Consider the following 23,175-nt stretch of genomic DNA (forward strand, 5'->3'; position numbering starts at 1 on the left):
GTCCATCATGTCGATTCACCAACACAATGGACTCTGTTACTTTTATTCTTTAATTAAATAATCATCTGCAATTGCCAGGAAGGCCTTACCTGCAACCAGCATCGCTTTTTCATCGATGTTAAAACGGGGATGATGGTGCGGAAAAGTTGCATCGTATTCAGGATTGAAAGCACCCACATTGAAGAAAGTTCCTGGACGAACTTTCGTGAAATAGCCAAAATCTTCACCGCCCATCGAAGGCTCACGTTCAACGACGCGTTCCTCACCAAATTTTTGTTTCATCAATTCCACAAAACGGGAGGTTTCTTCCGGATGATTATACACGGCATCATAACCACGAACATACGTTAACTCACTTGTTCCATGATACATGGAAGCAATGCTATCCGCCATGACAGCCATCTCTTTACGAATCGTTTCACGCGCTTCTTCATGATAAGTCCGGATCGTTCCCTTGATCAAAGCAGTATCCGCGATAATATTATTCGCTTCACCCCCCGCTTGGACAGTTGAAACAGTAACAACCGCTGGATGCAACGGATTAACAGCCCGACTTACCAAAGTTTGCAAGGCATCCACTAATTTTGTAGCAATAATGACGGAATCGACAGTCTCATGCGGATAAGCGCCATGTCCACCTTTTCCTTGAATGGAAATATTGAAAAAATCAGCTGCCGCCATGGCATATCCTGGTGTATAGCCAATCGTTTCTGCTTCCAGTAACGATTGAATATGTTGACCAAATACATAATCAACACCATCCATTGCACCGGCTTCGACCATGCTTTTGGCCCCTCCTGGCAAAACTTCCTCGGCATTTTGATGAATTAAAACGACATTACCATGTAATTCGTCAGCAGATTTGGCTAGTACTTGCGCCACACTCAATAACGTTGCCGTATGGGAATCGTGGCCACAAGCATGCATGACGCCTGGATTTTGGGACTTATAAGGCACATCATTTTCTTCATGGATACGAAGTGCATCAAAGTCCGCTCGGAAGGCAAGGGTCGGGCCTGGATAAGCACCAACGATTTTTGCCACGATTCCATAGCCATTGCCAACATTCTCCTGAATATCCGTAATGCCAAAAGAACGTAATTTATTGACAATATAAGCCGCCGTTTCTTTTTCTTCAAAGGAAGGTTCCGGATGCTGATGCAAATGGCGTCTCATCGCCACCGTTTCCGTATAATTCTCCTCCAATTCTTCTGCCCAACGTTCGTAAGTATTTGTTGCTGTCATTTTTACATGTTCCATGCCTTACCTTCTTTCTCGAAAGCTCGCGCTTGCGCAGTCATTTTCTCGTGTTTTTTTCTTAAAAAAGGAATTTCCTGTTTCTTGCAATAGACGTAATGTTCCGGTGCAATTTCATACAGTCCAACGTCGCTTTCGTTCTCATATTGGTGGAATGTTTCGTCGTAAGCAATACGTCGGCGCTGGCGCTCCTTAACTGGGTCAGGAAGCGGAACAGCCGACAAGAGAGATTCCGTGTATGGATGCAAAGGCGTTGTATAAAGAGCATCTGCCGGTGCAACTTCCAGCAACCGGCCGCCATTCATCACACCGATACGGTCACTGATGTACTTTACCATCGACAAATCATGTGCGATGAAAAGATAGGTCAGATTACGTTCTTCTTTCAGTTTGATAAGAAGATTAACAATCTGGGCCTGGATGGAAACATCCAGTGCCGATATTGCCTCATCTGCAATAATAAACGAGGGATCAACCGCTAAAGCTCGGGCAATCCCCACCCGTTGGCACTGGCCGCCAGAAAACTCACGTGGATAGCGCGTTGCGTATTCGGGGTTCAAACCCACTAGCTCAAGTAGTTCAAAAACCTTCGCTTGTTTTTCAGCTTGTGTTTTTACCAAGCCATGCACTTCAAGTCCGCCACCAATAATTTCCATAACCGTTTTACGGGGATTTAATGATGCATAAGGATCTTGAAAGACCATCTGAACAGATTTGCGGAATGCTTGAAGTTCGCGCCGTTTTTTTACCGAGCTGATGTCGGTGCCATCAAATTTGATGGCACCGGAAGTGGCTTCCTGAAGTTTGGAAACCAGCTTCCCGGTCGTCGATTTGCCCGATCCGGATTCACCCACCAGACCAAACGTTTCACCTTCATAAATAAAAAAGGACAAATCATTCACTGCTCTTACTTCATTGGGTTTTCCTGCGTTGAAAAACTGATTAAGGTTGCTGACTTCCAGCAACTTTTTCTTTGTTTGTGCCATGAACGTTCGTCCCTCCTTTTAGGTTATCTTGATATAGTTTATAGCGACGTACAATTTCCGCAGGTGGTGTTACTGCCGGCGCCTCTGGATGCAGAAGCCACGTTGCCGCGAAATGGGTTTTGGAAACAGGAAAAACAGGTGGTTCTTCCTTGAAATCAATCGCCAATGCATAAACATTCCTTTCCGCAAACGCATCCCCTATTGGTGGATTGAGCATGTTTGGCGGTGTCCCTGGAATGGAATAAAGAGCGTTATCGACATTTTCAATCGTCGGCATGGATGCCAATAAGCCCCATGTATACGGATGTTGAGGATTATAAAAAATTTCGTCCACTGTGCCACACTCCACGATTTTACCCGCATACATAACAGCTACGCGGTCCGCCATATTGGCTACAACACCCAAATCATGAGTTATAAAAATAATGGATGTATCAATTTTATCTTTCAAATCATTCATGAGTTCCAAAATTTGCGCTTGTATTGTCACATCCAATGCAGTCGTCGGTTCATCGGCAATCAAGATTTTAGGCTTACAGGCCAGGGCGATTGCTATCATGACCCGTTGCCGCATCCCACCGGAAAATTGATGCGGATAGTGATGCATCCGATTTTCAAAGTCCTTCACCCCAACCATTTCGAGAAGCTCTTTGGCTTTTTCCAAAGCCTCCTCCTTAGAGGTCCGTTGGTGTTGGATAATCGATTCAGCAATTTGTTTGCCGACAGTCATGGTCGGATTCAAAGATGTCATAGGATCTTGGAATATCGTTGCTATTTCTTTTCCCCGGATGTCCTGCATTTTTGTGTCGCTCAACTTAAGTAAATCTTGTCCTAAATAGAGTATTTCGCCATTTTTAATCATCGTATTTTTCTTATCCAACAAACCCATGATTGCTTGCGTAGAGACCGATTTTCCTGATCCAGATTCACCCACAATCGCTAATGTTTCTCCTTTGTACAAATCAAAGTTAACACCTCTGACCGCTTGAACCTCCCCCGCATATGTACGAAATCCTATTTCCAGATTCTTTACTTCCAAAAGCTTTTTATGCATATCCTCACCTATTCCTTCTCTCTAACTGCCAAACACTTCCATCAAGGTCACCATATGTGCAATATTTTCGTAAAAATCTTCCAAACGAATATTTTCATTTGGGGCATGTGCGCCTGAATGGGCCCAACCTGCACCAACACCTGCGATCGGTAGGTGCAAATATTTTTCAAACAATTCACTCGGTCCTGTTCCCGCCATGCTTGGCGAAACGATGACCGGATTTTTATCACCATAAACTGTTTGCGCAGTTTGAACCACTGTCTGGATAAACGGATCTTCGACTGAGGTACGTTGGGCCCCTTCTGCCGCAATCATCGTTAAACGGACATCTTCAAAACCTTTTTCATCCAGATGGCGACGAACACTGTCGCGAACTTTTTCAGGACTTTGCCCCGGTACAAGTCGGCAATCCAGTTTCGCTTTAGCCGAACGTGGTAAAACCGTTTTAATGCCCGGTCCCGTGTAGCCACTGGAGAAGCCACATACGGTCATTGTTGGATAGAACGCCAACGCTTCTGTCGGAGTTACATCTGTGCCATCAGTAATGAATTTACCGGTCAATCCGTATTGTTCGACAACCTGGTCAGGTTCGAAAGGCAGGGTGGCTGCGGCTAATTTATCTTTTTCTGATAATGGCTGGATACCATCATGGAAGCCCTCAACCACGATTTCATTATTACTGTTTTTCATTGATTCCAAAGCGTGAATCAAACGCCATGCTGGATTATCCACAATCGCTGCCATGGAAGAGTGGATATCAATACTTGCTGTATCTACTTCTAAATCAAAGTAGGCGATGCCTTTCATACCGGCACTCACGACATAGTTTTCGTACTTATCTTTGGATCCCGCTTCCCAAATACATGCATCTGCTTTGAATAAATCCGCATACTTTTCAATATACCTTCCCAAATTGGGGCTGCCGATTTCTTCTTCTCCTTCCAATAAAAATTTCACGTTGCAAGGAAAGCCGCCTGCTTCTCTCAGTACTGAAAGAGCATTTAAGCGGGCCATGAAGTTGGCTTTGTTATCAGATACACCACGCGCATAAAGGACGCCATCGCTAACAGTTGGTTCAAAAGGCTCTGTTAGCCATTCTTCAAGTGGTTCGGGCGGTTGAACGTCGTAATGATTGTAGAAAAGAAGCGTCCGTTCACTATTCCCTTGAGGTGAAGCAGCGAAGAAGCCATATATAACTGGATTTCCGCCCAAGTCATCCAGGACTTGGACTTCTCCCCCCGTTTTTTCGATTAATGCTTTCACGTAGGCAACTGTTTCGGGAATTTGTCTGTTTGCTGTTGAAACAGACTCCAGACGTAAATAGTCTTCAAATTCTTCCATTCTTTTATGGGCCATTTCCTGAGCCGATTCAATAGCTGTTGTTTGATAGGTTCTTGTCATGCTTCTACCTCCATTTAATTAATCCAATGTCCATTCATGTACATCGTACAATGAGCCACCCCAGTATTCCTTAATACCACCAGTTAAATTATCTTGTTTGATGACGATATCGTGTTGGGAATATAGCGGAACGATTGGTGCTTTTTCTTGCAACATAACTTGGAAAGCGTCATAGATTTCTTTCCGTTTGGCACTGTCCGTTTCAGATTTCCCTGCCTCCAGCATGGCATCGATTTCAGCATCTTGGATATGTGCATAGTTGGAGCCGCCTTCTGAACCGAAGTAACTTGCCAAATCCGGGTCAACCGGGACTGCAATTCCACCTAGGTACAAATCAAAATCAGCAGCACGCGCTTTTTCCAAAGTAGTCGGGAAGTCGTAAGTAACTTGTTCAACGGTAAAACCAACTGCTTCCAGATCCTGCTCAATCAAGTTAGCGGATTGTTCACGCACTTTGTTTCCTGTTGGAACCATCAATTCAATTGGTTCGCTCATGTTATATTCTGATTTTGCGATATAGTCTTTTGCTTTTTCTGGGTCATATGCCAACGGACTCAAATCGTCGTTATAATAAGGGCTCGCTGCCGAATATGGACTCGCAATAACATCCGCATTTCCTTGGAGCAGATTGTCTACGATTGTGTCACGGTTTACCGCGTGGGACATTGCCAAACGAATGTTTTCATCATAACTGGTTGTATTGATATACATATACTGTGCTGTCCAGGAAGGCTGTGTTTCAAGCGTCACACCTTCTACACCGGAAACCATATCGATATCGGAAATGGCAATTTCTCCGATTCCACCACTCGCATTCATGGTGACCCCACCCGTTTGCAACTCCGTTGCCAAGTTTGTACCCGACATAACGCGGATGAATACGGAAGAAACTTTTGGTGCCCCACGATAATAATCTTCGTTGGCAGCCAACTCCATATGGGAATCTTGTACGTATTCAACAAATTTGTAAGGTCCGCTCGTTACGGATGGTTTTGTGAAAGCATCAGATGCATCCAATTCCGCAAAGGGAATGCCTTCTACCACATGTTTAGGTTGGACAAAAATGTTTGTTCCAATCATTTCTTTAACATAGTTCGGGTCAGTTGGGGTTTTCGTTTTGAAAGTTACCGTATGTTCATCCACCGCAACAAGGTTCGGAATTTCCGTTCCTTCTTCCAATTTTCCGGAATTGTTCACGCCTTCCAGTGCGGTTAAATAGAGTCCGGTGGTCTGAACTTCTGGATTAGCAAAAAGATTCAATGAGAAGACTACATCATCGGCTGTGATTGGTGTGCCATCCGTCCAAGTTGCGTTCGGATTAAGCTTTACCGTATATGTTTGGTTGTCCGTTGTTTCGAATGAATCGGCCAGTTTTGGTTCAAATTCCAATGGACTCGTCATTTCCAAAAGCGTATCGAAGTAATAACGCTGTACCCATCTGGTTGAAACACCACTGGCATTGATTGGACTCAAGTTACCCATCGGATTCGTCACACCAACATAAAGGGTGTCGCTTGAAGTTTTTGAACTACTGGCTGTTTCCGTTCCTGAGGTGCCTTCCTCTGCTGCATCTGTGTTCCCACAAGCAGCCAACACCATCATACTCGCCGTCATCATAAAACCGATAAATCTTTTATTCATTCTTCTCATTTTCATTCCTCCAATTTTTAGTTTGTCGTGCCGTCAAAGGCGTCTCTTAAGCCATCACCGATGAAGTTGATAGATAAAACTGCGAGCACAATCATAATTCCCGCTGGAATCCACAACCATGGTTGGCTGGATAATACAGTTAAAGATTGGGCTTGGGAGAGCATGTTCCCCCAACTTGCTGTTGGTGGTTGAATTCCCATTCCCAAAAAACTGAGGGACGATTCTGTCAATATCGCGCTGGCGATTCCGAAGGTTGCGTTCACGAAGATGCTGGAGAGTACGTTCGGTAGTATCTCCTTGAACAAGATATATGACGTGCTGTAGCCTACAGAAATAGCTGCCTGAATATACTCAGTGTTTTTGATGGTCAAAACATTTCCGCGCACGATGCGACATAACGGAACCCAATTCAATAATCCCAAGACTAAGGTAATGGTCCATACTCCGGGTCCAATAATGCTGACGAGGACGAGGATAACCATGAAGGATGGAAATGACTGGATGATTTCTGTCATCCGCATAATAAAATTGTCTGTTTTCCCTCCAAAAAATCCTGCAACCAATCCCAGTGTCGTTCCGATAACGGTGTAAATCGCTACCGAACTAACACCCACAAACAAGGAGACACGGGAACCATAAATCAAGCGGCTAAAGACATCTCTGCCTATCGCATCGGTCCCCAACCAATAAGTCGCATCTGGTTTGGCCTCGAAATCTGGCGTAATCAAAGTGGGATCAAATTGTGTAATCATGGGTGCGAACACGGCTGCTAGAATCATGCCGGTTAAAACGGTCAATCCCATAACAGCGGGTTTGTGTCTCATAAATCGTTTCAGGACAATTTGACGGTTACTTTCCGTTTTTACTGTTTGTGCAACACTCTGTTCTTGAGGAAACAGGGTATCGTCATTTTTAACGCGTTGAAAATCTGTCGTGATTGAAGCCATTGATTATCCCTACCCTTCTCTGTAACGAATCCGTGGATCAGCTACGGCATAAAATATATCCATCAAGATGTTTGCGACCAATACTGAGATGGCTGAAATCAGTGTAATTGCCATTAAAACATTGTAGTCCCTTGATTGGATTGAGCTAATGGTCAGGGCTCCAAGTCCAGGCCATTGGAAAATTTGTTCGGTAACAATCGCGCCACCTATTAATTTTGGAATATCAGATGCAATGATGGTAATGATAGGAACCAAGGCATTCCGGATACCATGTTTAAAGATAATCTGACTCGGTTTCAATCCTTTAGCTTTAGCTGTTCTTAAATAATTTTCCCCAAAAATATCAATCATGGTTGAACGCACATAACGAACCATATTGGCTGAAATGGTAGAGGCAATAACGGCAACCGGTAAGATGAGATGCTGAACTCTTTCCCAAAACCCGCCATCTGATCCCAAAACTTGCATCCCGCCAGTAGGTAACCATTTCAGCTGAACGGCAAAGATGTAAATCATGAATAATCCGAAAAAGAAATTTGGAATGGATACACCCATAATCGATGAACCTGTGATAAGGTAATCCACCCAAGTGTTTTGCTTAACAGCACTGTAGATTCCGAGTGGGATAGCAATCAGATATGCCACCACTAGGGATGACCCCATCAAGATTACGGTCGGGCCTACTCTTTCCATCAGAATGTTCATAACCGGTTGGCGAGTCGCAAACGAATTACCTAAGTTTCCTTGCAGGAGCTCTTTTAGCCAATAGCCGTAACGAATCAGGAGGGGTTTATCCAGACCTAAGCTTTCTCTCACTTGATTGATTTGCTCTTCAGTAGCATCGGCACTCACATATAAGGTTGCCGGATCTCCTGGTGCAAAGTTAATAATCATATAAGACAGAAAAGTGATAAAAAATAGAACAACGAATCCAATCATAAACCTTTTCCATAAATATTTTTTCATGCTGACACCTCCAAATAGTTCGTAAGCAATACTCAAGTTCTCAGACCAGCAAATAAAAAAAGAAGCCCTTCGCATCGAAGGGCTTCAGAAATGCCAAGCCCTCAATGGTACACAAATGAGGACTCAACTAATTTAATAGTTAGAATCCTAGGGCTTAATTAATAAAATAATTGCTGCATGAGCGTTATTATTCGGATTTGCGAAATAGGTTTGCTTGTTCGTCATAGTTAACGCTCCTTGTCTGTTCTTTAGTGCCCTTACTTTACCTTTACAAAATGAGAATGTCAAACCATTTTTTAATTTATTTTTAATCATAATTTTGGTTTTGAATTAGTTAGCGTTTACAAAAGTTGACGCCTCGGCTTTATGAGAAATGAAACTTTTTTTATATTTGTTGATGATGAGAAACACCGGTTCAGCAAAAGATTAGAGAATAATCCGTAAAAGAAAAAAGTCAAAGCGATCTATTTCCGCTCTGACTTTCGTTATTATTTAGTTAAGCCATATCCAAATTTATAAACATTTCCCGATGTATCTTCATAAGCATAGGTCATGCCTTCACGGAAGTATTTGTCCTTGTCATATCCCGGAACATCATTGCGGGATACACAAACGCCATGTTCGTCTACCGCAATAACAGCCGTATTTTTCGGCAAAGTCAGCGGCAATTTACCTTTTGGTTGATAATTGCCAATTAAAACTTCCAGCTGTGCCTTAAGGAAGGTATCATAGCCAGCGATTAAAATATCTACCTTTGGCTCTACATTTCCTAAAATCCACGGCAACGTGATATTTACGCTGGCAACCACTGTCTTCCCGGCTGCTCGCATCTCATCAGCGATTTTTTCAAAGCGCTTATAATTGGAAAGAGTCGTTTCTTTATAAGTATCACCATTCATGGCAATGTTTGTCTTATCTTCACAAATTTCCAGTTCCAGTAAACCTGGAGTAGCATTGAAGTAATCACCACTTTCAGGTTGTAGGAACAAGATTGCTGTCTCAGCTTCCTTATAGTCATCAACGAGTGAAATGCCTAACTCTTTTGCAACTTCGCGTGCATTTTGAGTAATTTTTTCTGCTTTTTCCAAGTTTTTATGGAAAGCTTCCACATAAACTTTGTCTTTGCCGACTGGCAAACCTGCTTCATTTTTCAATAATGTCACGGATTTAAGATGAGCTTCATAAGCTTTTTCTCTACCTGCTTGCTCTAAACGAACAGCTTTCGCAGCTTCGACATCCACGTATGTCTTATCATCAAACAACCCGAGATCAAACATTTCCTTCAACAACCGTACGTTTGCTTGGTCGATACGTTGGGGTGCAATGAAGTTCTTCACAACAGCTGCTTTTAAATTCCCGACATCATTAGTTGCGCCAATAATGTCCGTTCCAGCATTCACAACTTTGGCAAAACGAACCGGAACACTTGCCTCTTCCATTCCCCAAGCCGTATTATCTGTTACTCCGGAATCAGAGTTAACATAGCCCTTGAAGCCAAGTTTATCCCGCAATAAAGTTTGGAGCATATACGCATTAAAAGCCATTCCCACTTCTTCAAAGGGTACAATTTCCCCCTCAATTGCTTGCCAATGACTTTTTTCAATGCTTGGTGCAGAATAATAAGGCATGATGGAGCTGGGGTTTTTTTCTACTGCTTTAGTAAACGATGGTAAATGATAATCTTCCAAACTGCCAGGAGTGCGGTATACATTCCATTTACCGGCTAAGTAGTGCGGATCAAACCCATTTTCACGTGGTCCACCACCCGGGAAATGCTTGATTGTCATCGCAATGGAATCTTCAGACAGTTTCTCTCCCTGGATACCCGGAATCAAGCGGCTAATGATCTCTCCAACCAAATCAGGATTTTCACCGAATGTCCCATACGACCGTTGCCATCTTGGATCTGTTACAATATCGGCCATATACATGTACCCCTTGCGGATTCCTGCAGCCAACCACTCTTTACGCACCGTTTCAGCAAATTCCTCCACTAATGTATAATCAGCACCAGCTGATAACTCACCTTGGACAGCAGCCGCTATTCCCAATGTTCCTGGGTAGAGTGAGAAACTACCTTCTGTTTTATCACCTTCAATGGTAACGTCACTGTTTTCATTACGAGAGTTCGATGCAATAAGAGCCGGAATTCCTAAGCGTGTTGCCTCCGCTACTTCATTAACTTTGTTAACCCATTCCGCAATATCTTCGCTTGGCATATTGTCGCGCAAAATGAAATGACGTAATTTCAATCGTTCCATTGTTTCTGTCGAAGGGTACTTATCGCGACGTTTCATTGGTGAGCCATCAGCCTTTTCGAATTCTTCATCCAAAACTTGTGTATTGTCGCCTTCTTTTTTCGCTTTACCCATATTCATTTGGTTGATGAGCATCATACCCACTTTTTCATCAGTAGTCATTTGGCTAACTAAATCTTTAGCACGTTCTTCGCTTGTCAACCGCCAATCCTCATAAGCATCCAAGATACCGTTTCCATTTAAATCTTTAAATTTGAATCCATCCACTTCAATAAGTGATTTACTCGTTACTGTTAAGTCTGGTTGTTTCATTAATAATGCTCCCTCCAAATTATCACTATTTTGATTATAGTATATTTATCATTTTTAAGAAAGGTGTCGATGAGTATAAAAATTTTAATAAAAAGTCGTTAATGATACAATAATTGCATAATAATCATGTCGTTTAACAGTGTAGGACAGGTAATTTTCCTATTGGAGGAATAGATATGACTAAAATATATATGCGTCTACTTTTCCCAAGTTTGGCATTGCTTATTTTCATTAGTTTATTAGGCACCCTTTTGTTGGAATGGACCCCGGGTTCATGGCAAGTACTCGTTTCATTTGCTTGCGGTTTGTTTGCTTATTCCCTTATGCTGACCCAAGTGTTGATTTCCGTTAGAATCAAGGTCATCGAGCACCATATCGGCCTGCCAAATTTATATGCGGTCCACGGCTTTATGGGAATGGCAGCACTCTTAGCGGTCCTCATTCACTTCCTGAATCAATGGAATGGTTTCGCCGTTATTTTTTCCGGTCAAGTATCCACTGCCTCACTTTTTGGTTTTATCGGGGCTTTCTCGCTCCTTATCGTCATATTGACAGGTGTTTTTGTACTGTCCAACACCTTCATCAAACGCTCCAAAAAATTAATGAAACGGAAAGACACTATATATAAACGTGAGCGGCAATTATGGTTGCACCGTTTATCATTATTGGCAATCGTGGCCATATATTTCCACTTGTTCAACTTGCGTTTCGTCTCCTCAAATGCCATATTCATGACCTTATTGACTACCTACACTATTGTGGTTTTAGGTTGGTATGCTATCTACAAAATAAACTTGATGCGTTTACCAAGGTATAGCGTCCACAGCATTAGCAAGCCGACCCAAAGCTTATACCAGCTCGAATTAATTCCGGCTGACAATCAACCTGTTCTGACATATAAAGCAGGACAATATGCCTTCCTGAGGTTTGTCGATTCAGATGTAGCAAATGAAAGTCACCCCTTTTCCCTCTCGAGTTCCCCTGAACACAGCAAGGAAAAACTCCAAATGATTATCAAAGAGTCAGGTGACTTTACCCGGACCCTCAATCAAGTCAAGCCCGGTGATAAAGTGACTCTGGATGGCCCTTATGGCGATTACTTTCCTAAAGAGGCCGCAATGGCTAAGACCCCGATGGTTCTTCTTTCTGGTGGTATCGGTGTTACACCCAACTTGAGTATTTTACGCCACGAAATCGCGAATAAATCCGATCGGCGCATTTTCTTTGTCTGGGGCTTGGCTACTAAAGAAGATATTATGTTGGTGGAGGAATTGGACCGACTGGCAAAAGAATTTCCGAATTTCACCTATCATTTTATCTTCAGCAATGAGGAAGTGCCAGGGTACGCCCATGGGTTCATTTCCCCCAAATATTTACAGGAAATTGGTGCGGGAGATCTTTATGATGAAGCCCATTATTATATTTGTGGGCCCCCTCCGATGTTAAATGCCGCTAAGAAAATGTTGGCAGATAATCATGTTGATCCAGAACGAATTTTCTTAGAAGAATTTGCGTTTTAAATACAAAAAGGGCCAGGACACGTGTCCTGGCCCTTTTTAGATTATGCTTTCATTCCTGGTTCAGCGTCATAAGACTTCTGCACAGATGGATGCCGTTTACCTAATTTATCATCGGTGGTTTTTTGCCATACTGCATCCATTTTTTCTTTAATCATCGGAATCATTTTTTCCGGAATAAGGTTGCGGTAGGTCTTGGTTTCACCCAAAATGACTTTGATGGCTGGTTCCGTTACTTCATCGGGATCGAACTGCTCCATCGCAAAAGCGAGCTTTTCGTAATCAAAGACGCGCGTAGCAGGATCATCATCCCAATTTTTCCAGGTTTCAAATTCACGGTCATTGAATCCAGTCAAATAAGGACCTGGATTGATGGTTGCGACTTCGACTTTAAATTCCTGCAATTCCATACTCAATGCTTCCGCAAAAGCTTCAACCGCGTGCTTGGAAGCCGCGTACGGGCCCGAAAATGGATTTGCAGCCAGTCCAGAAATGGACGATACGAATATGATCCGGCCTTTGTTATTCTGCACCATCTTGCGCGCAAATTCTTTGGTTAAAATCATGGGCGCAATCGCATTTACTTCCATTTGACGGCGCAAGTTTTCTTCTGGGATATCCACTAAGGAACCACCTTCTTTAATACCGGCGTTATTCACTAAAATATCGATGTCCCATTTCCAGGCTTTTTCGCGGTCTTTAGGATTCGTTACATCGAGTTGTTCGAGTCTCATTTCCAACCCTTTTTCCCGTGCTTCTTTTTCCAAAGCCGATACTTGCGACATTACTTCGACACCGGCAATGACATCATGTCCCTTTTCCGCTAATCTAAAGGCGATATTTTTACCGAAGCCCGTCCCTGCACCTGTTATCAGAATCGTTTTTTTACGCATAAAAAATCCTCCTCTTGTTTTACTGCCTTACAAAATAAGCGTAACAACAAAAAGTGTCATTTCCTAATGATATGGATTAAGGTATTTTAGTGATTGTATAAGCATTAAAAAGAAATAAACTTGCACCCAGCCCCAGAATGGCTACCAGGCCAATCAGGAATTGATGCTCATACCCTGACAGAAAAAGAATGGATAATAGCGGTGTAAAAGACATTAATAAATATATAATTTTTGCACTCTTGCGCATTTGTATCATGAGTTTGTCGCCCTTTTTAACTTGCAGCTTATTACTGCGAAAGCCTTGTTGGGTAACTTGAATCATTGCTTCTTCTGTTGGCAGTTCCATCTCAATGGTTTGGTTATCATTAATTCTTGCAACTTTATCACCATTTATACGGATTTTTACTGATACAAGGAGACCAATCCAACCCGTCTTACGCGTAATTTTTACTGACACATCCAATCCCTCCTGCCAGAATATTTGTTAAGGTTATTGTATCAAACCTCCTAAAAAAAACTAGTCACGGCACCATGCTGCCGCGACTAGCCAAAAAATCCATTTTACAAATAAGCTGCTATTTCATTTTCGAAAGACAGTGGTTCTTCAGTTGGCCCGAAGCGTTTGATGACATCCCCGTTTTTATCTACCAGGAACTTGGTGAAATTCCACTTGATGGCACTTCCCAAAATACCTTTGGTTTCTTCAGTTAAAAGTTTGAAAAGAGGATGGGCATCTTTTCCATTTATTGTTACAATTTTATGCATGGGGAATGATACACCATAAGTCATTCGGCATGACTCAGCGGCTGCGCCCGCAGTAGCCACTTCTTGTTTGAACTGATTGGAAGGAAAACCCAGGACTACAAAATCTTGGTCTTGATATTTTTCAAACAGTTTTTGCAATTCATCAAACTGGGGTGCAAGGCCACACTTGGTCGCTGTATTGACGATCAGCATTGTTTTCCCTTTATAACGATCTAATTTATATGTTTCGCCATTTTCTGTTGTTACTGGAATATCATAAATCCCCATATCCGTTAACCTCCATTAAATTTAATCATTTATCTCGTCTAGACGTTGTTGTAAACTCGAAAGTTGTTTCATTAACTCGGGCAAATCAACTCCCGAAAAGTTACAGGTTTCCAGTTCCTTGAGAATCGACCGATTTATCAATGACTTACTTTCTTTGGCTTTTGCTGATAAAAAAATTAGTATGGTTCTTTTATCAGAAGGATGCGGGTTCTTTTCAATCCACCCGCTTGCCTCCATTCGTTTCAGTATCGGATTCAATGTGCCAATCCCCATGCCGGTATTTGCTCCAATGGAACTGATAGGTACCCCTTCGTCATCCCACAAAGCGAGTAAAACTAAATATTGGGGGAATGTCAGGTTAAAAGTCTGCAGTGCCCGGGCATACATTTTGTTGATGCCACTCGAGGCACGATATAGCCGAAAACATAGCTGTTCATCGAGGCGCCGATCAAAAATAGACTCATCCATTAAATCACCGTTTCTTTAATAGTTTTCTTGCTTCAAGAATCAATTCCGTCATTTTAACTTCAGGAACAAAATTTCTTTTATTGAGGCAATCATAATCATTCTTGCGGACACTATCCATAATACCACTGTAAAGTTTTGCGGAAACCAAAACGGGTAACTGACAATCTTTATCAAACAAATGAATACTACCGAAAAAGTTCTGATACCCCTCTTCCGACTCTTTGGCCAGTTCTTCCCATAAAGCGATGAAGGCTTGGTCAGGCCCCATCTGCATCACTTTTTCCAATTGCACATGATGGTGGTTCAACAACTCAGTTGGCAAATAGATACGGTCGTTATCGCGGTAATCCTCGCCCACATCCCGTAAAATGTTTGTCAATTGCATTGCAACACCAAGGGATATAGCACTTTCTTTTATTTCCTTGTTTATTCCTTTTTGATGGGCCAGAATAGGCAATAGCATCAATCCGACCGAACCAGCTACATAGTAACTATATTCTTTCAAAGCTGCCAAATCCGTAATTTCTTGAAAGGATAGATCACGTTTCTGCCCTTCAAGTTGATCAAAAAATGGTGCTGCATCCATATCATAACGTGTAAAAACATCGCGTAACGCTCGCCACATTGGGTGATCAGGCGTTTCTCCCTGGGTGAAGGCTGTCAGCTCCTCTTCCAGTTGCATTAATTTCTTTTTCTTCAACGCTATCGGCTCGTTCGCGTCCACCGTGTCATCGGCTTGTCGACAAAATGCATAGATTGCATAGACGGCCTCCGCTTTTTCCTTAGGTAACTTTGAAAAGGCCGTATAAAAACTTTTCGAAGAAGCTTTTATCACTTTTTCACAGTAAGCATAATCTTTCTTCAAGTCGGTTCCTGCCATTGCATTCACCCTTTCACTTTATTTATTGTCGTCAAGCATTAATTCATCGGCGGCAATTTTTCCGGATAAAAGGACAATTGGAACACCCGCTCCAGGATGCGTACTACTTCCTGTAAAATAAAGATTTTCGCATGCTTCTGCTTTCGCTTGCGGGCGGAAGTGATTACTCTGCAACAAGGTTGGTTGCAATCCAAAACAAGCACCATTGTAGGCATTAAATCGGTCCTGGAAATCTAACGGCGTGATCATACTTTCGGAAATTATTTCATTCTCCACATTAGCCATGCCCGGCAAATTGCTGACGGCATCCAAGGCTTTCTTACGGTAATACTTGGCAGTTGCTTCGTCGTTCCAATCATAATCAGCTGTTGCCAAGTCTGAAACAGGTACCAAGACATACAGTCCCTCTTTCCCTTCTGGTGCAACAGTTGGATCAACTTTTGAAGCTGCCACGATATAAATGGAAGGATCCTCTACAAATTCCCCGGAAAAGACTTGTTCAAGGTTCTTATCCAGATCCTCAGAAAAGACGAAAGTATGCACGTGTTCCAGTTCCTCATATTTACGGTCCATCCCTAAATAAAGTACAAAACAAGAACAAGAATATTTCATCTTATCTATCTTTTCATCCGTGTATTTGCCTTTAGCTCCTTCATTCTTCACTAAATTCTTCATTGCATAAGGGAAATCAGCATTGCAAACGACATAGTCAGCACTTTGTTCCCCGCCATTTACACGGATACCAGTCGCACGACCCTCTTCAACCACAATTTCTTCAACGGGAGAATTATAGTGGATTTTACCCCCTAACTCCAGGAATACACTTTCCATTCCTTCTGCCATTTTGTGCATGCCCCCATCGATATACCAAATACCATAGAGAAGTTCAATCATGGGAATGATCGTGTAGAGTGATGGACCATTCTTGGGACTGACGCCAATATACAGGGTTTGGAAAGTCAGCATTTGCTGGATTTTTTCATCTTTAACGAATTTGGAGATGGAGTCTGTCGCTGAATCGAATGTTTTTAATTTCAAAGCTTGTTGCAACATAAACGGATTATAGAAATCTTTTTTCTTTCTGAAAGGACGTTGGATGAAATAATCCCGCGCTACCGAGAAACGATCGTAGATGCTGCTCAAGTATTGCAGGAAACCAGCCGCATCTTGTGGACTTCTTGCTTCAAGTGTCTTCATAAGCTGCACAAGATCGGAAGAAATATCAATACTTTCCGTCCCTTTATCGAAATAAGAACGATACATGGGGTCCAAACGTTTCATCGGAATGTAATCGTCGGGATTTTTTCCGGCAAACTCAAAAACCTCACGATAAAGCTCCGGCATCATCACAATGGTTGGGCCTAAATCAAATTTAAAGCCATCTTTTTCAATAACATGCATCTTCCCACCAGGGATACTTTCTTTTTCATAAATCTCAACTGCATAACCTTCTTTTTGTAGGCGAACCGCACTTGATAAACCAGCTACCCCGGCTCCTATTACGATTACCTTCTTTTTCTCACTATACATGCCGCACCATCTCTCTCGAATTTTATTAATGTTACCACTATCATATTTTATATCTTGTACGATGTAAACAATAATAACTCAAAAAAGTTAAAAAAGAAAACGTTTTACATCGTGTGCGATATAAGGTAAGATGATTTTGATATTCAAAATGTTTTATTAAATGGAGGGACAGACATGCATCAGGCAAAAACAGCAATAGTGATTGGCGGCGGTTTAGGTGGACTATCTGCAGCAGTATCCTTGGCACAGCAAGGTTTTAAGGTATCACTTTATGAAAAAAATGGGCACTTAGGCGGAAAGCTCAATCGTTTGAATACAGACGGCTTCGGTTTCGATTTAGGTCCCTCTATTTTGACAATGAAACCTATTTTTGAAAAACTCTTTACTAATAGTGATGTAAAGATGGAAGATTACATTTCGACGGAACGGGTAGAGCATGAATGGCGTTCCTTCTTTCCAGATGGCAGTATTTTGGATCTCTACGGCGATTTGGAAAAAATGGCTGAAAAAAATTCAGAATTAAGTAAACAGGATATGGATGAGTACCGGGAATTTCTGGAATATGCCCGCAAACTATATGAAATCACCGAAGAAGGTTATTTTAACGAGGGGCTCGATAATACGGCTGAAGTGTTCCGTCATCATGGACTCATTGATTCAATCAAGGGTTTCGACCTTCTTACAACGATGTATGATGCGATTGCAAAACGCATCAAAAATCAAAAATTGCGGGACATGCTTGCTTATTTCATCAAATATGTGGGCTCTTCTCCTTACGATGCACCTGCAGTTTTAAATATGATGATTTATATGCAACATAAACAAGGCATTTGGTATGTACCGGGTGGCATGCATGGGATAGCTGAAGGCATTGTAAAACTAGGGAAAGAAATCGGTGTTGATTTCTATACGAACCAGGAAATTATTCGCCTGAATTCCGATGGTGACAAAATTGTATCGGCTGAACTTGCAGATGGTACATTAGTAGAAGCCGATTATTTTATTTCCAATATGGAAGTTATTCCAGCTTATGACAAGTTATTGGGCGAGAGTGAAAAATTCACCAAAAAGCTGGAAGAAAAATTCGAACCGGCAAGTTCCGGATTGGTTCTTCACCTAGGGGTTAAAGGTGAGTACCCACAGCTTGCACATCATAACTTTTTCTTTTCAAAAAACCCGGAAAAAAGCTTTAATCAAATTTTCCATAAGCACGAATTACCCGATGATCCAACGATTTATTTGGTAAATGTCAATAAAACGGATGAGTCCCAGACAATCCCTGGCCACGAGAACATAAAGGTCCTCCCCCATATCCCCTACATTCAGGATAAACCTTTTACAAAAGCGGACTATGATGCATTAGAGGAACGGGTGCTCATCAAGTTGGAAGAAATGGGCTTGACTGATTTACGCAAAAGAACGGTTGTAAAAAACAGATGGTTGCCGGAAGATATTCAAGAAACCTATTACTCCCATCGTGGGGCTATTTACGGAACAGTCTCAAACCGTAAAGCAAATCGCGGTTTCAAGCATGAAAAAGAGAGTGAGAAATATGACAATCTCTATTTTGTAGGCGGAACGGTCAACCCAGGTGGCGGTATGCCAATGGTTACTCTCAGTGGCCAACAAGTGAGTGATAAAATCGTCAAAAAAGAAAAAAACCGATAATGAGGTGTCCTGTTTATGGTTACCGATAATCTGGATCTGATTGAAGACATTCAAAAAATACAGCGTCAACGCAGTTGCGAGTTAGGGTGTACAGGATTAGATCATCGGCTTTACGCCCTCTCACAACTAAAACGACTATTAGAGGAACATGAGTCCGAATGGCTCTTGGCTCTAAAAAAAGATCTTGGTAAACCGGCAGTAGAAGCTTATGCTTCTGAGCTGGGGGTGTTGTTGAATGAAATTGAATATGCACAGAAGAATTTAGCTGACTGGTTAAAACCTCTTTCACAGGGTCGCTTTTTATTGTCAGGCAAAGATAAAGTCGTCACTTCTTATTATCCTTATGGCAGTGTGTTGGTTTTAGCCCCCTGGAATTATCCTTTACAGTTAGCATTGATGCCGGTCATTGGTGCGCTGGCGGGTGGAAATGGCGTTGTTCTAAAACCTTCCGAATTTGCGCCAGCAACAAGTAAACTCCTCTCGAAACTTGTGCCTGTTTATTTTCCAAAAAAGGTTTTATATGTGGTTGAGGGGGACAGCAAAGTTGCAGAAAGTTTAACCAGGCTGCAATGGGACTTCATTTTTTTCACGGGGAGTCCTGAGACCGGCACGAAAGTGTATGAGGCAGCGGCGAGTCATTTAACCCCGGTTTTATTGGAATTAGGTGGGAAGAATCCCTGTATTTTGGATGAATCTGGTGTTAATGATGCGGCGGTCAAAAAGATTGCTTGGGGCAAATTCTTAAATGCGGGCCAAAGTTGTATCGCTCCGGATACGATATATGTTCCTCGTGAACAGTTGGGTTCGTTTCTGGAAAAAATGAAATCACAGATTCAAGCATTCTATGGAGTAGATCCGCAACTTTCGCCAGATTATGGGCGGATTATTCATGCTGAACAGTTCCACAAAGTTTTACGTTATTTGGATGATGGGAAGATTTATTACGGTGGTGAATATTCTGAGGAAAACCGCTATATTGCGCCGACTTTATTGGTGGATGTTAAACCCCGCAGTGAGGTTACCAAAGATGAGATATTTGGGCCCATTCTTCCCGTAATCCCTTATGATTCGCTGGACGATCTGAAAGCAGAATTGAATCGGCTACCGATTCCTTTGTGTATATATGTTTTTAGTTCAAAAAAAGAAACGATTGAGGAATTGCAAAAAGGTTTGGAAAGTGGATCTTTCAGCATTAATGAAGTTATTATGCACGCAGTGAATCCTTTTGTAGCATTTGGTGGGAAAGGAAAGAGCGGCCTTGGCAGATATCACGGTGAGGCTAGTTTCCAAGCTTTTACTTATCCACGAGCTGTTTATTCCAAAAAGGCTCCCCTAGGACTTTCCAAGCAATTTCCACCCTACTCAAAATCAGCACTACAAGCCTTACGAAAACTACGGAAAAAAATTTTCTAAGGAGGGAGAATCGTGCTTTATATTTATGTCATTATTTTAGTTTTATCGTTATTAAGTGGATTGGCGATGCTCTGGCATGTTCCAACGCTTACGGAAAATAGGGAGCAGCTCAAAAAAAGAAATAAACACGTATCCATTATTATTCCAGCTAGAAATGAAGAGAAAAATTTGCCGATTCTCCTGGATTCCTTAAGAAAACAAACTTACCAACCACTTGAAATTTTAGTCATCGATGATCATTCCCAAGACCAGACTGCCCTCATTGCCAAAAAATACGGTGCAGAGGTTATTCAATTTAAAGCCGACAAGTCTGGCTGGGTTGGCAAGTCAGCGGCCTGTTGGTATGGCGCCCAAGCCGCAGCTGGGGATTGGTTATTGTTTCTGGATGCGGATATCTTTTTCCCAGAAACCGATAGCCTCCTTCGAATTATAAATCACTTTCAAGAAGAAGGCGTTCTTTCAATTCAACCCTACCACATAGTCCATCACCTATACGAAAACTTATCAACTGTTTTTAATATTATGGTCCTTACCGGAATGAATTATTTTTCTGTTTTAGGAAACCGTCTGAGACCTGCGGGTGCTTTTGGTCCGTCATTGCTTTGTACAAGGTCCGCTTATTTTCAAGTAGGTGGCCACAAAAAAGTTCGTGACTCCATTATGGAGAATGTTGCACTAGGGAAATACTTCCACGAACAGGATTTTCCGGTTTCACTCTTTTCGGGTAAACATACTTTGCATTTTCGGATGTATCCTGATGGGATTGGTAGTCTGGCTGAGGGCTGGGCTAAAAGTTTTGCTTCCGGTTCAGTCGCGACGCATCCTTTTCTATTAATTTGCACGAGCTTCTGGATAACCGGTGCTCTAACTACATTTTTCTATTTAATAGTTGCCGCTTTGCTAGGAAAGCCTTTTGAATTATTGGTTGCTATTGTTGGATATCTCTTGTATTTCATGCTGTTTTTCAGAATGGCAAGGAAATCTGGTCGCTTCTATTGGCTCGCTTTATTTTGTTATCCAGTGCTATTTATTTATTTCGTCTTTCTTTTTGGTTGGTCGGCTCTCCAAACATTCGTATTCAAGAGTGTCTCCTGGAAAGGGCGGAAAATAAAACTTTAGGAGGTTGCCATATGTTCGTCACGTTACCTGTCGCGTGGATTATCATCCTTGATTTTGTAGCTTGGTTTTTCTTCCATATGGCAATCTCTCTCTTCTTCATGAAAGTTCCCGATGACTGGTATGCGCGGACGGAAAAAGGTTTCCGGCCATGGGAATGGGAACGGAACGGCGATTTTTGGAACAGCCTCTTCGGCATCCGCAATTGGAAAAGGTTCCTCCCGGACGGCAGCATAATTGTTAAAAATGCCTATAACAAAACCAATTTACAGGGCACGGATTTAGACGGCCTGCGGAAATTCATCATTGAGACCAAACGGGCCGAACTGACGCATTGGGCCTTGATTCCACCCGCATTTCTTTTTTTCATCTGGAATCCACCCTGGGCTGGTAGTATCATGGTAATCTATGCCCTCTTGGCAAATATCCCTTTCATCATGGCGCAACGCTATAACCGTCCCCGTTTGGAACGACTCTACAAACTGATTTTGCGTCGCCAGCAACGACAAGCAGTGCAGGAAAAACCGTGATTACCAATTTTCAGCCATATTTCTTCTGGTGCTCTTTCTTCAGCTTGAGGTAGTCTTGATCTTCCCTCACGATTTTCCATTTTTCCATGAATATGGCTGCGGAGGCTGCCTTTTCTTCATTAAGCGTCCGTTCTTTTATTTCGCCTTTTTCATCGTACTTCCTGCCGCCCTTATAGTTGGCATAGCGTCGGGAGCGGGTGTATCCCATCTGTAGAAATTTCCTGGCCATATCCATTCCCACAAAATCTGCGGCTTTCTTGTAATCCAGGTACATCTGATATATTTTTTCAGATGACTCCTTGGCAATTTCTGGAGTTTTGAAGCGCCAGTGCGGAAGAATTTCGCTCTTGTAAGGTTCTACAAGCAGAACACCCTGTTCTCCTCGACCCACTCTGTACAGTTCAGGTTGTTCGCGAAAATTGATATTATCAAAATCGAGTTCGTAATTGAATGTCATTTTTCCCACCTCCTTAATAGTTTCATTCATGACAAACCATACTCCACTAAATCATTCAAATCAACTATCTTGGCTACAAAAAATAGATATATCAAAGGTCATGAAAACCTTGATATATCTATTTTTTTCAGTATGCCGGATGCAGGACTTGAACCTGTGACCCCCGCGTTACGAGTGCGATGCTCTACCAACTGAGCTAATCCGGCTTTTGATGTGCTAGCACATACAAGAATTATTATAAAACTATTTTGAGAAAAGTAAAGAGGACTTTTATTTCAAAGTCCTCTCCAATAAGCTGTGTCCTACTTCTTTTCTGCCATGACATCAGCATATTTATCAGGTTTTTTATCAAATTGCGTAACTACATAAGAACATTGTGCAACAATCTTCTTGCCTTCTTTACGCATTTCATCTACTAAATGATCAAGCATCTTTTCGGCTACTCCTTGACCACGCAATGAAGGATCAACAAAGGTATGGTTAGCTCCCACTGTGTTATCATCAATCGGCTTGTAAGTGATTTCTGCTACCATCTTCCCTGATTCATCCAGCTTTCGATAGCCATTGCCATGTTTAACAAACTCCATAATAATTCCCCTCTCATTTTCCAATATCAAGTTCAGTTTAGCATTGAAGATAGTAAAAAGATAATAATTTGTATTTGAGGGCACCAAAAAACACCTTAGATTAATAAATAATCCAAGGTGTTTTAATTTTGCGCGGCAGCGTCCTACTCTCACAAAGGGAAACCCTTCACTACAATCGGCGCTAAGAAGCTTAACTTCTGTGTTCGGGATGGGAACAGGTGTGGCCTTCTCGCCATCGCCACCGCACAACTAT

General features: G+C 42.1%; 21 protein-coding genes, 1 tRNA gene and 1 rRNA gene. 5 read left to right on the plus strand and 18 right to left on the minus strand.

The features are described from left to right. Positions 1 to 42: 42 nt before the first annotated feature. From ACTVAI_RS08530 to ACTVAI_RS08565, 8 genes are all read right to left on the minus strand, one after another. Positions 43 to 1,260, minus strand: coding sequence for a M20 metallopeptidase family protein (locus tag ACTVAI_RS08530; RefSeq protein ID WP_443473569.1), 1,218 nt, complete (start codon positions 1,258 to 1,260; stop codon positions 43 to 45). Continuing rightward, positions 1,248 to 2,243, minus strand: coding sequence for an ABC transporter ATP-binding protein (locus tag ACTVAI_RS08535; RefSeq protein WP_443473570.1), 996 nt, complete (start codon positions 2,241 to 2,243; stop codon positions 1,248 to 1,250). The genes ACTVAI_RS08530 and ACTVAI_RS08535 overlap by 13 nt, the downstream gene beginning before the upstream one ends. Beyond that, entirely contained in the window at positions 2,200 to 3,297 is a 1,098-nt protein-coding gene (locus ACTVAI_RS08540; protein WP_443473571.1) for an ABC transporter ATP-binding protein, read from the minus strand. Before ACTVAI_RS08540 ends, ACTVAI_RS08535 begins: the two co-directional genes overlap by 44 nt. 21 nt (positions 3,298 to 3,318) lie before the next feature. Continuing rightward, positions 3,319 to 4,698, minus strand: coding sequence for a M20/M25/M40 family metallo-hydrolase (locus tag ACTVAI_RS08545; protein WP_443486397.1), 1,380 nt, complete (start codon positions 4,696 to 4,698; stop codon positions 3,319 to 3,321). 18 nt (positions 4,699 to 4,716) lie between these two features. After that, a complete protein-coding gene (locus tag ACTVAI_RS08550; RefSeq protein WP_443486398.1) occupies positions 4,717 to 6,348 on the minus strand; it encodes an ABC transporter substrate-binding protein in 1,632 nt (543 codons plus the stop codon). A gap of 17 nt (positions 6,349 to 6,365) precedes the next feature. Beyond that, complete coding sequence (gene opp4C / locus ACTVAI_RS08555; RefSeq protein WP_443473574.1) at positions 6,366 to 7,295, minus strand: oligopeptide ABC transporter permease; 930 nt, start codon at positions 7,293 to 7,295, stop codon at positions 6,366 to 6,368. 9 nt (positions 7,296 to 7,304) lie between these two features. After that, a complete protein-coding gene (locus tag ACTVAI_RS08560) occupies positions 7,305 to 8,261 on the minus strand; it encodes an ABC transporter permease (RefSeq protein ID WP_443473575.1) in 957 nt (318 codons plus the stop codon). Between the two features lie 488 nt (positions 8,262 to 8,749). Continuing rightward, complete coding sequence (locus ACTVAI_RS08565; RefSeq protein ID WP_443486399.1) at positions 8,750 to 10,831, minus strand: glycoside hydrolase family 3 protein; 2,082 nt, start codon at positions 10,829 to 10,831, stop codon at positions 8,750 to 8,752. Positions 10,832 to 11,007: 176 nt separating this feature from the next. Here ACTVAI_RS08565 and ACTVAI_RS08570 point away from each other — a divergent pair, with 176 nt between their 5' ends. Then, positions 11,008 to 12,351, plus strand: a complete 1,344-nt coding sequence (locus tag ACTVAI_RS08570; protein WP_443486400.1) for a ferredoxin reductase family protein — start codon at positions 11,008 to 11,010, stop codon at positions 12,349 to 12,351. Between the two features lie 41 nt (positions 12,352 to 12,392). On the opposite strand, the gene ACTVAI_RS08575 is transcribed toward ACTVAI_RS08570, so the two are convergent. From ACTVAI_RS08575 to ACTVAI_RS08600, 6 genes are all read right to left on the minus strand, one after another. Next, positions 12,393 to 13,241 carry an SDR family oxidoreductase gene (locus ACTVAI_RS08575; RefSeq protein ID WP_443486401.1) on the minus strand — a complete coding sequence of 283 codons (849 nt, stop codon included), beginning with the start codon at positions 13,239 to 13,241 and terminating at the stop codon, positions 12,393 to 12,395. Between the two features lie 76 nt (positions 13,242 to 13,317). Further along, positions 13,318 to 13,698 carry a hypothetical protein gene (locus ACTVAI_RS08580; RefSeq protein WP_443486402.1) on the minus strand — a complete coding sequence of 127 codons (381 nt, stop codon included), beginning with the start codon at positions 13,696 to 13,698 and terminating at the stop codon, positions 13,318 to 13,320. A gap of 104 nt (positions 13,699 to 13,802) precedes the next feature. Continuing rightward, complete coding sequence (locus ACTVAI_RS08585; RefSeq protein WP_443486403.1) at positions 13,803 to 14,273, minus strand: glutathione peroxidase; 471 nt, start codon at positions 14,271 to 14,273, stop codon at positions 13,803 to 13,805. A 21-nt stretch (positions 14,274 to 14,294) separates the two neighbouring features. Continuing rightward, the gene (locus tag ACTVAI_RS08590; protein WP_443486404.1) at positions 14,295 to 14,741 is read right to left on the minus strand and encodes a MarR family winged helix-turn-helix transcriptional regulator; all 447 of its coding nucleotides are present in this window, start codon (positions 14,739 to 14,741) and stop codon (positions 14,295 to 14,297) included. A 4-nt stretch (positions 14,742 to 14,745) separates the two neighbouring features. Beyond that, positions 14,746 to 15,621, minus strand: coding sequence for a phytoene/squalene synthase family protein (locus ACTVAI_RS08595; protein WP_443486405.1), 876 nt, complete (start codon positions 15,619 to 15,621; stop codon positions 14,746 to 14,748). A gap of 18 nt (positions 15,622 to 15,639) precedes the next feature. Continuing rightward, positions 15,640 to 17,151 carry a phytoene desaturase family protein gene (locus tag ACTVAI_RS08600; protein WP_443486406.1) on the minus strand — a complete coding sequence of 504 codons (1,512 nt, stop codon included), beginning with the start codon at positions 17,149 to 17,151 and terminating at the stop codon, positions 15,640 to 15,642. A 174-nt stretch (positions 17,152 to 17,325) separates the two neighbouring features. Between ACTVAI_RS08600 and ACTVAI_RS08605 the strand changes: the two genes are divergently transcribed. From ACTVAI_RS08605 to ACTVAI_RS08620, 4 genes are read left to right on the plus strand one after another with little or no spacing between them, the layout of a single operon-like run. After that, complete coding sequence (locus tag ACTVAI_RS08605) at positions 17,326 to 18,819, plus strand: phytoene desaturase family protein (RefSeq protein WP_443486407.1); 1,494 nt, start codon at positions 17,326 to 17,328, stop codon at positions 18,817 to 18,819. A gap of 15 nt (positions 18,820 to 18,834) precedes the next feature. Further along, a complete protein-coding gene (locus ACTVAI_RS08610; protein WP_443486408.1) occupies positions 18,835 to 20,232 on the plus strand; it encodes an aldehyde dehydrogenase family protein in 1,398 nt (465 codons plus the stop codon). A 12-nt stretch (positions 20,233 to 20,244) separates the two neighbouring features. Then, positions 20,245 to 21,351, plus strand: coding sequence for a glycosyltransferase (locus ACTVAI_RS08615; protein ID WP_443473586.1), 1,107 nt, complete (start codon positions 20,245 to 20,247; stop codon positions 21,349 to 21,351). 11 nt (positions 21,352 to 21,362) lie between these two features. After that, positions 21,363 to 21,878 carry a glycosyl-4,4'-diaponeurosporenoate acyltransferase CrtO family protein gene (locus ACTVAI_RS08620; RefSeq protein WP_443473587.1) on the plus strand — a complete coding sequence of 172 codons (516 nt, stop codon included), beginning with the start codon at positions 21,363 to 21,365 and terminating at the stop codon, positions 21,876 to 21,878. A gap of 10 nt (positions 21,879 to 21,888) precedes the next feature. On the opposite strand, the gene ACTVAI_RS08625 is transcribed toward ACTVAI_RS08620, so the two are convergent. The 4 genes from ACTVAI_RS08625 to rrf all read right to left on the minus strand — a co-directional run bounded on the left by ACTVAI_RS08625 (position 21,889) and on the right by rrf (position 23,168). Then, positions 21,889 to 22,365 (minus strand): DUF4385 domain-containing protein, encoded by a 477-nt coding sequence (locus tag ACTVAI_RS08625; RefSeq protein WP_443486409.1) that lies wholly within the window; start codon positions 22,363 to 22,365, stop codon positions 21,889 to 21,891. A 103-nt stretch (positions 22,366 to 22,468) separates the two neighbouring features. Continuing rightward, positions 22,469 to 22,541, minus strand: a tRNA-Thr gene (locus tag ACTVAI_RS08630). Between the two features lie 96 nt (positions 22,542 to 22,637). Beyond that, the gene (locus ACTVAI_RS08635; protein ID WP_443473597.1) at positions 22,638 to 22,922 is read right to left on the minus strand and encodes a GNAT family N-acetyltransferase; all 285 of its coding nucleotides are present in this window, start codon (positions 22,920 to 22,922) and stop codon (positions 22,638 to 22,640) included. 130 nt (positions 22,923 to 23,052) lie between these two features. Beyond that, a 5S ribosomal RNA gene (rrf, locus tag ACTVAI_RS08640) occupies positions 23,053 to 23,168 on the minus strand. Positions 23,169 to 23,175 lie beyond the last annotated feature (7 nt).

This window comes from Jeotgalibaca sp. A127 (genome assembly GCF_052266745.1).
Lineage (GTDB): Bacteria > Bacillota > Bacilli > Lactobacillales > Aerococcaceae > Jeotgalibaca.

What these genes read in the sequence shown, in the direction of transcription:
- ACTVAI_RS08595 (WP_443486405.1), bottom strand. Translation starts at nt 15,621, where the DNA reads ATGGCAGGAACCGACTTGAAGAAAGATTATGCTTACTGTGAAAAAGTG.
- ACTVAI_RS08565 (WP_443486399.1), bottom strand. Translation starts at nt 10,831, where the DNA reads ATGAAACAACCAGACTTAACAGTAACGAGTAAATCACTTATTGAAGTG.
- ACTVAI_RS08610 (WP_443486408.1), top strand. Translation starts at nt 18,835, where the DNA reads ATGGTTACCGATAATCTGGATCTGATTGAAGACATTCAAAAAATACAG.
- ACTVAI_RS08590 (WP_443486404.1), bottom strand. Translation starts at nt 14,741, where the DNA reads ATGGATGAGTCTATTTTTGATCGGCGCCTCGATGAACAGCTATGTTTT.
- opp4C (WP_443473574.1), bottom strand. Translation starts at nt 7,295, where the DNA reads ATGGCTTCAATCACGACAGATTTTCAACGCGTTAAAAATGACGATACC.
- ACTVAI_RS08560 (WP_443473575.1), bottom strand. Translation starts at nt 8,261, where the DNA reads ATGAAAAAATATTTATGGAAAAGGTTTATGATTGGATTCGTTGTTCTA.
- ACTVAI_RS08585 (WP_443486403.1), bottom strand. Translation starts at nt 14,273, where the DNA reads ATGGGGATTTATGATATTCCAGTAACAACAGAAAATGGCGAAACATAT.
- ACTVAI_RS08535 (WP_443473570.1), bottom strand. Translation starts at nt 2,243, where the DNA reads ATGGCACAAACAAAGAAAAAGTTGCTGGAAGTCAGCAACCTTAATCAG.
- ACTVAI_RS08605 (WP_443486407.1), top strand. Translation starts at nt 17,326, where the DNA reads ATGCATCAGGCAAAAACAGCAATAGTGATTGGCGGCGGTTTAGGTGGA.
- ACTVAI_RS08575 (WP_443486401.1), bottom strand. Translation starts at nt 13,241, where the DNA reads ATGCGTAAAAAAACGATTCTGATAACAGGTGCAGGGACGGGCTTCGGT.
- ACTVAI_RS08570 (WP_443486400.1), top strand. Translation starts at nt 11,008, where the DNA reads ATGACTAAAATATATATGCGTCTACTTTTCCCAAGTTTGGCATTGCTT.
- ACTVAI_RS08625 (WP_443486409.1), bottom strand. Translation starts at nt 22,365, where the DNA reads ATGAATGAAACTATTAAGGAGGTGGGAAAAATGACATTCAATTACGAA.
- ACTVAI_RS08600 (WP_443486406.1), bottom strand. Translation starts at nt 17,151, where the DNA reads ATGTATAGTGAGAAAAAGAAGGTAATCGTAATAGGAGCCGGGGTAGCT.
- ACTVAI_RS08540 (WP_443473571.1), bottom strand. Translation starts at nt 3,297, where the DNA reads ATGCATAAAAAGCTTTTGGAAGTAAAGAATCTGGAAATAGGATTTCGT.
- ACTVAI_RS08620 (WP_443473587.1), top strand. Translation starts at nt 21,363, where the DNA reads ATGTTCGTCACGTTACCTGTCGCGTGGATTATCATCCTTGATTTTGTA.
- ACTVAI_RS08530 (WP_443473569.1), bottom strand. Translation starts at nt 1,260, where the DNA reads ATGGAACATGTAAAAATGACAGCAACAAATACTTACGAACGTTGGGCA.
- ACTVAI_RS08545 (WP_443486397.1), bottom strand. Translation starts at nt 4,698, where the DNA reads ATGACAAGAACCTATCAAACAACAGCTATTGAATCGGCTCAGGAAATG.
- ACTVAI_RS08635 (WP_443473597.1), bottom strand. Translation starts at nt 22,922, where the DNA reads ATGGAGTTTGTTAAACATGGCAATGGCTATCGAAAGCTGGATGAATCA.
- ACTVAI_RS08550 (WP_443486398.1), bottom strand. Translation starts at nt 6,348, where the DNA reads ATGAGAAGAATGAATAAAAGATTTATCGGTTTTATGATGACGGCGAGT.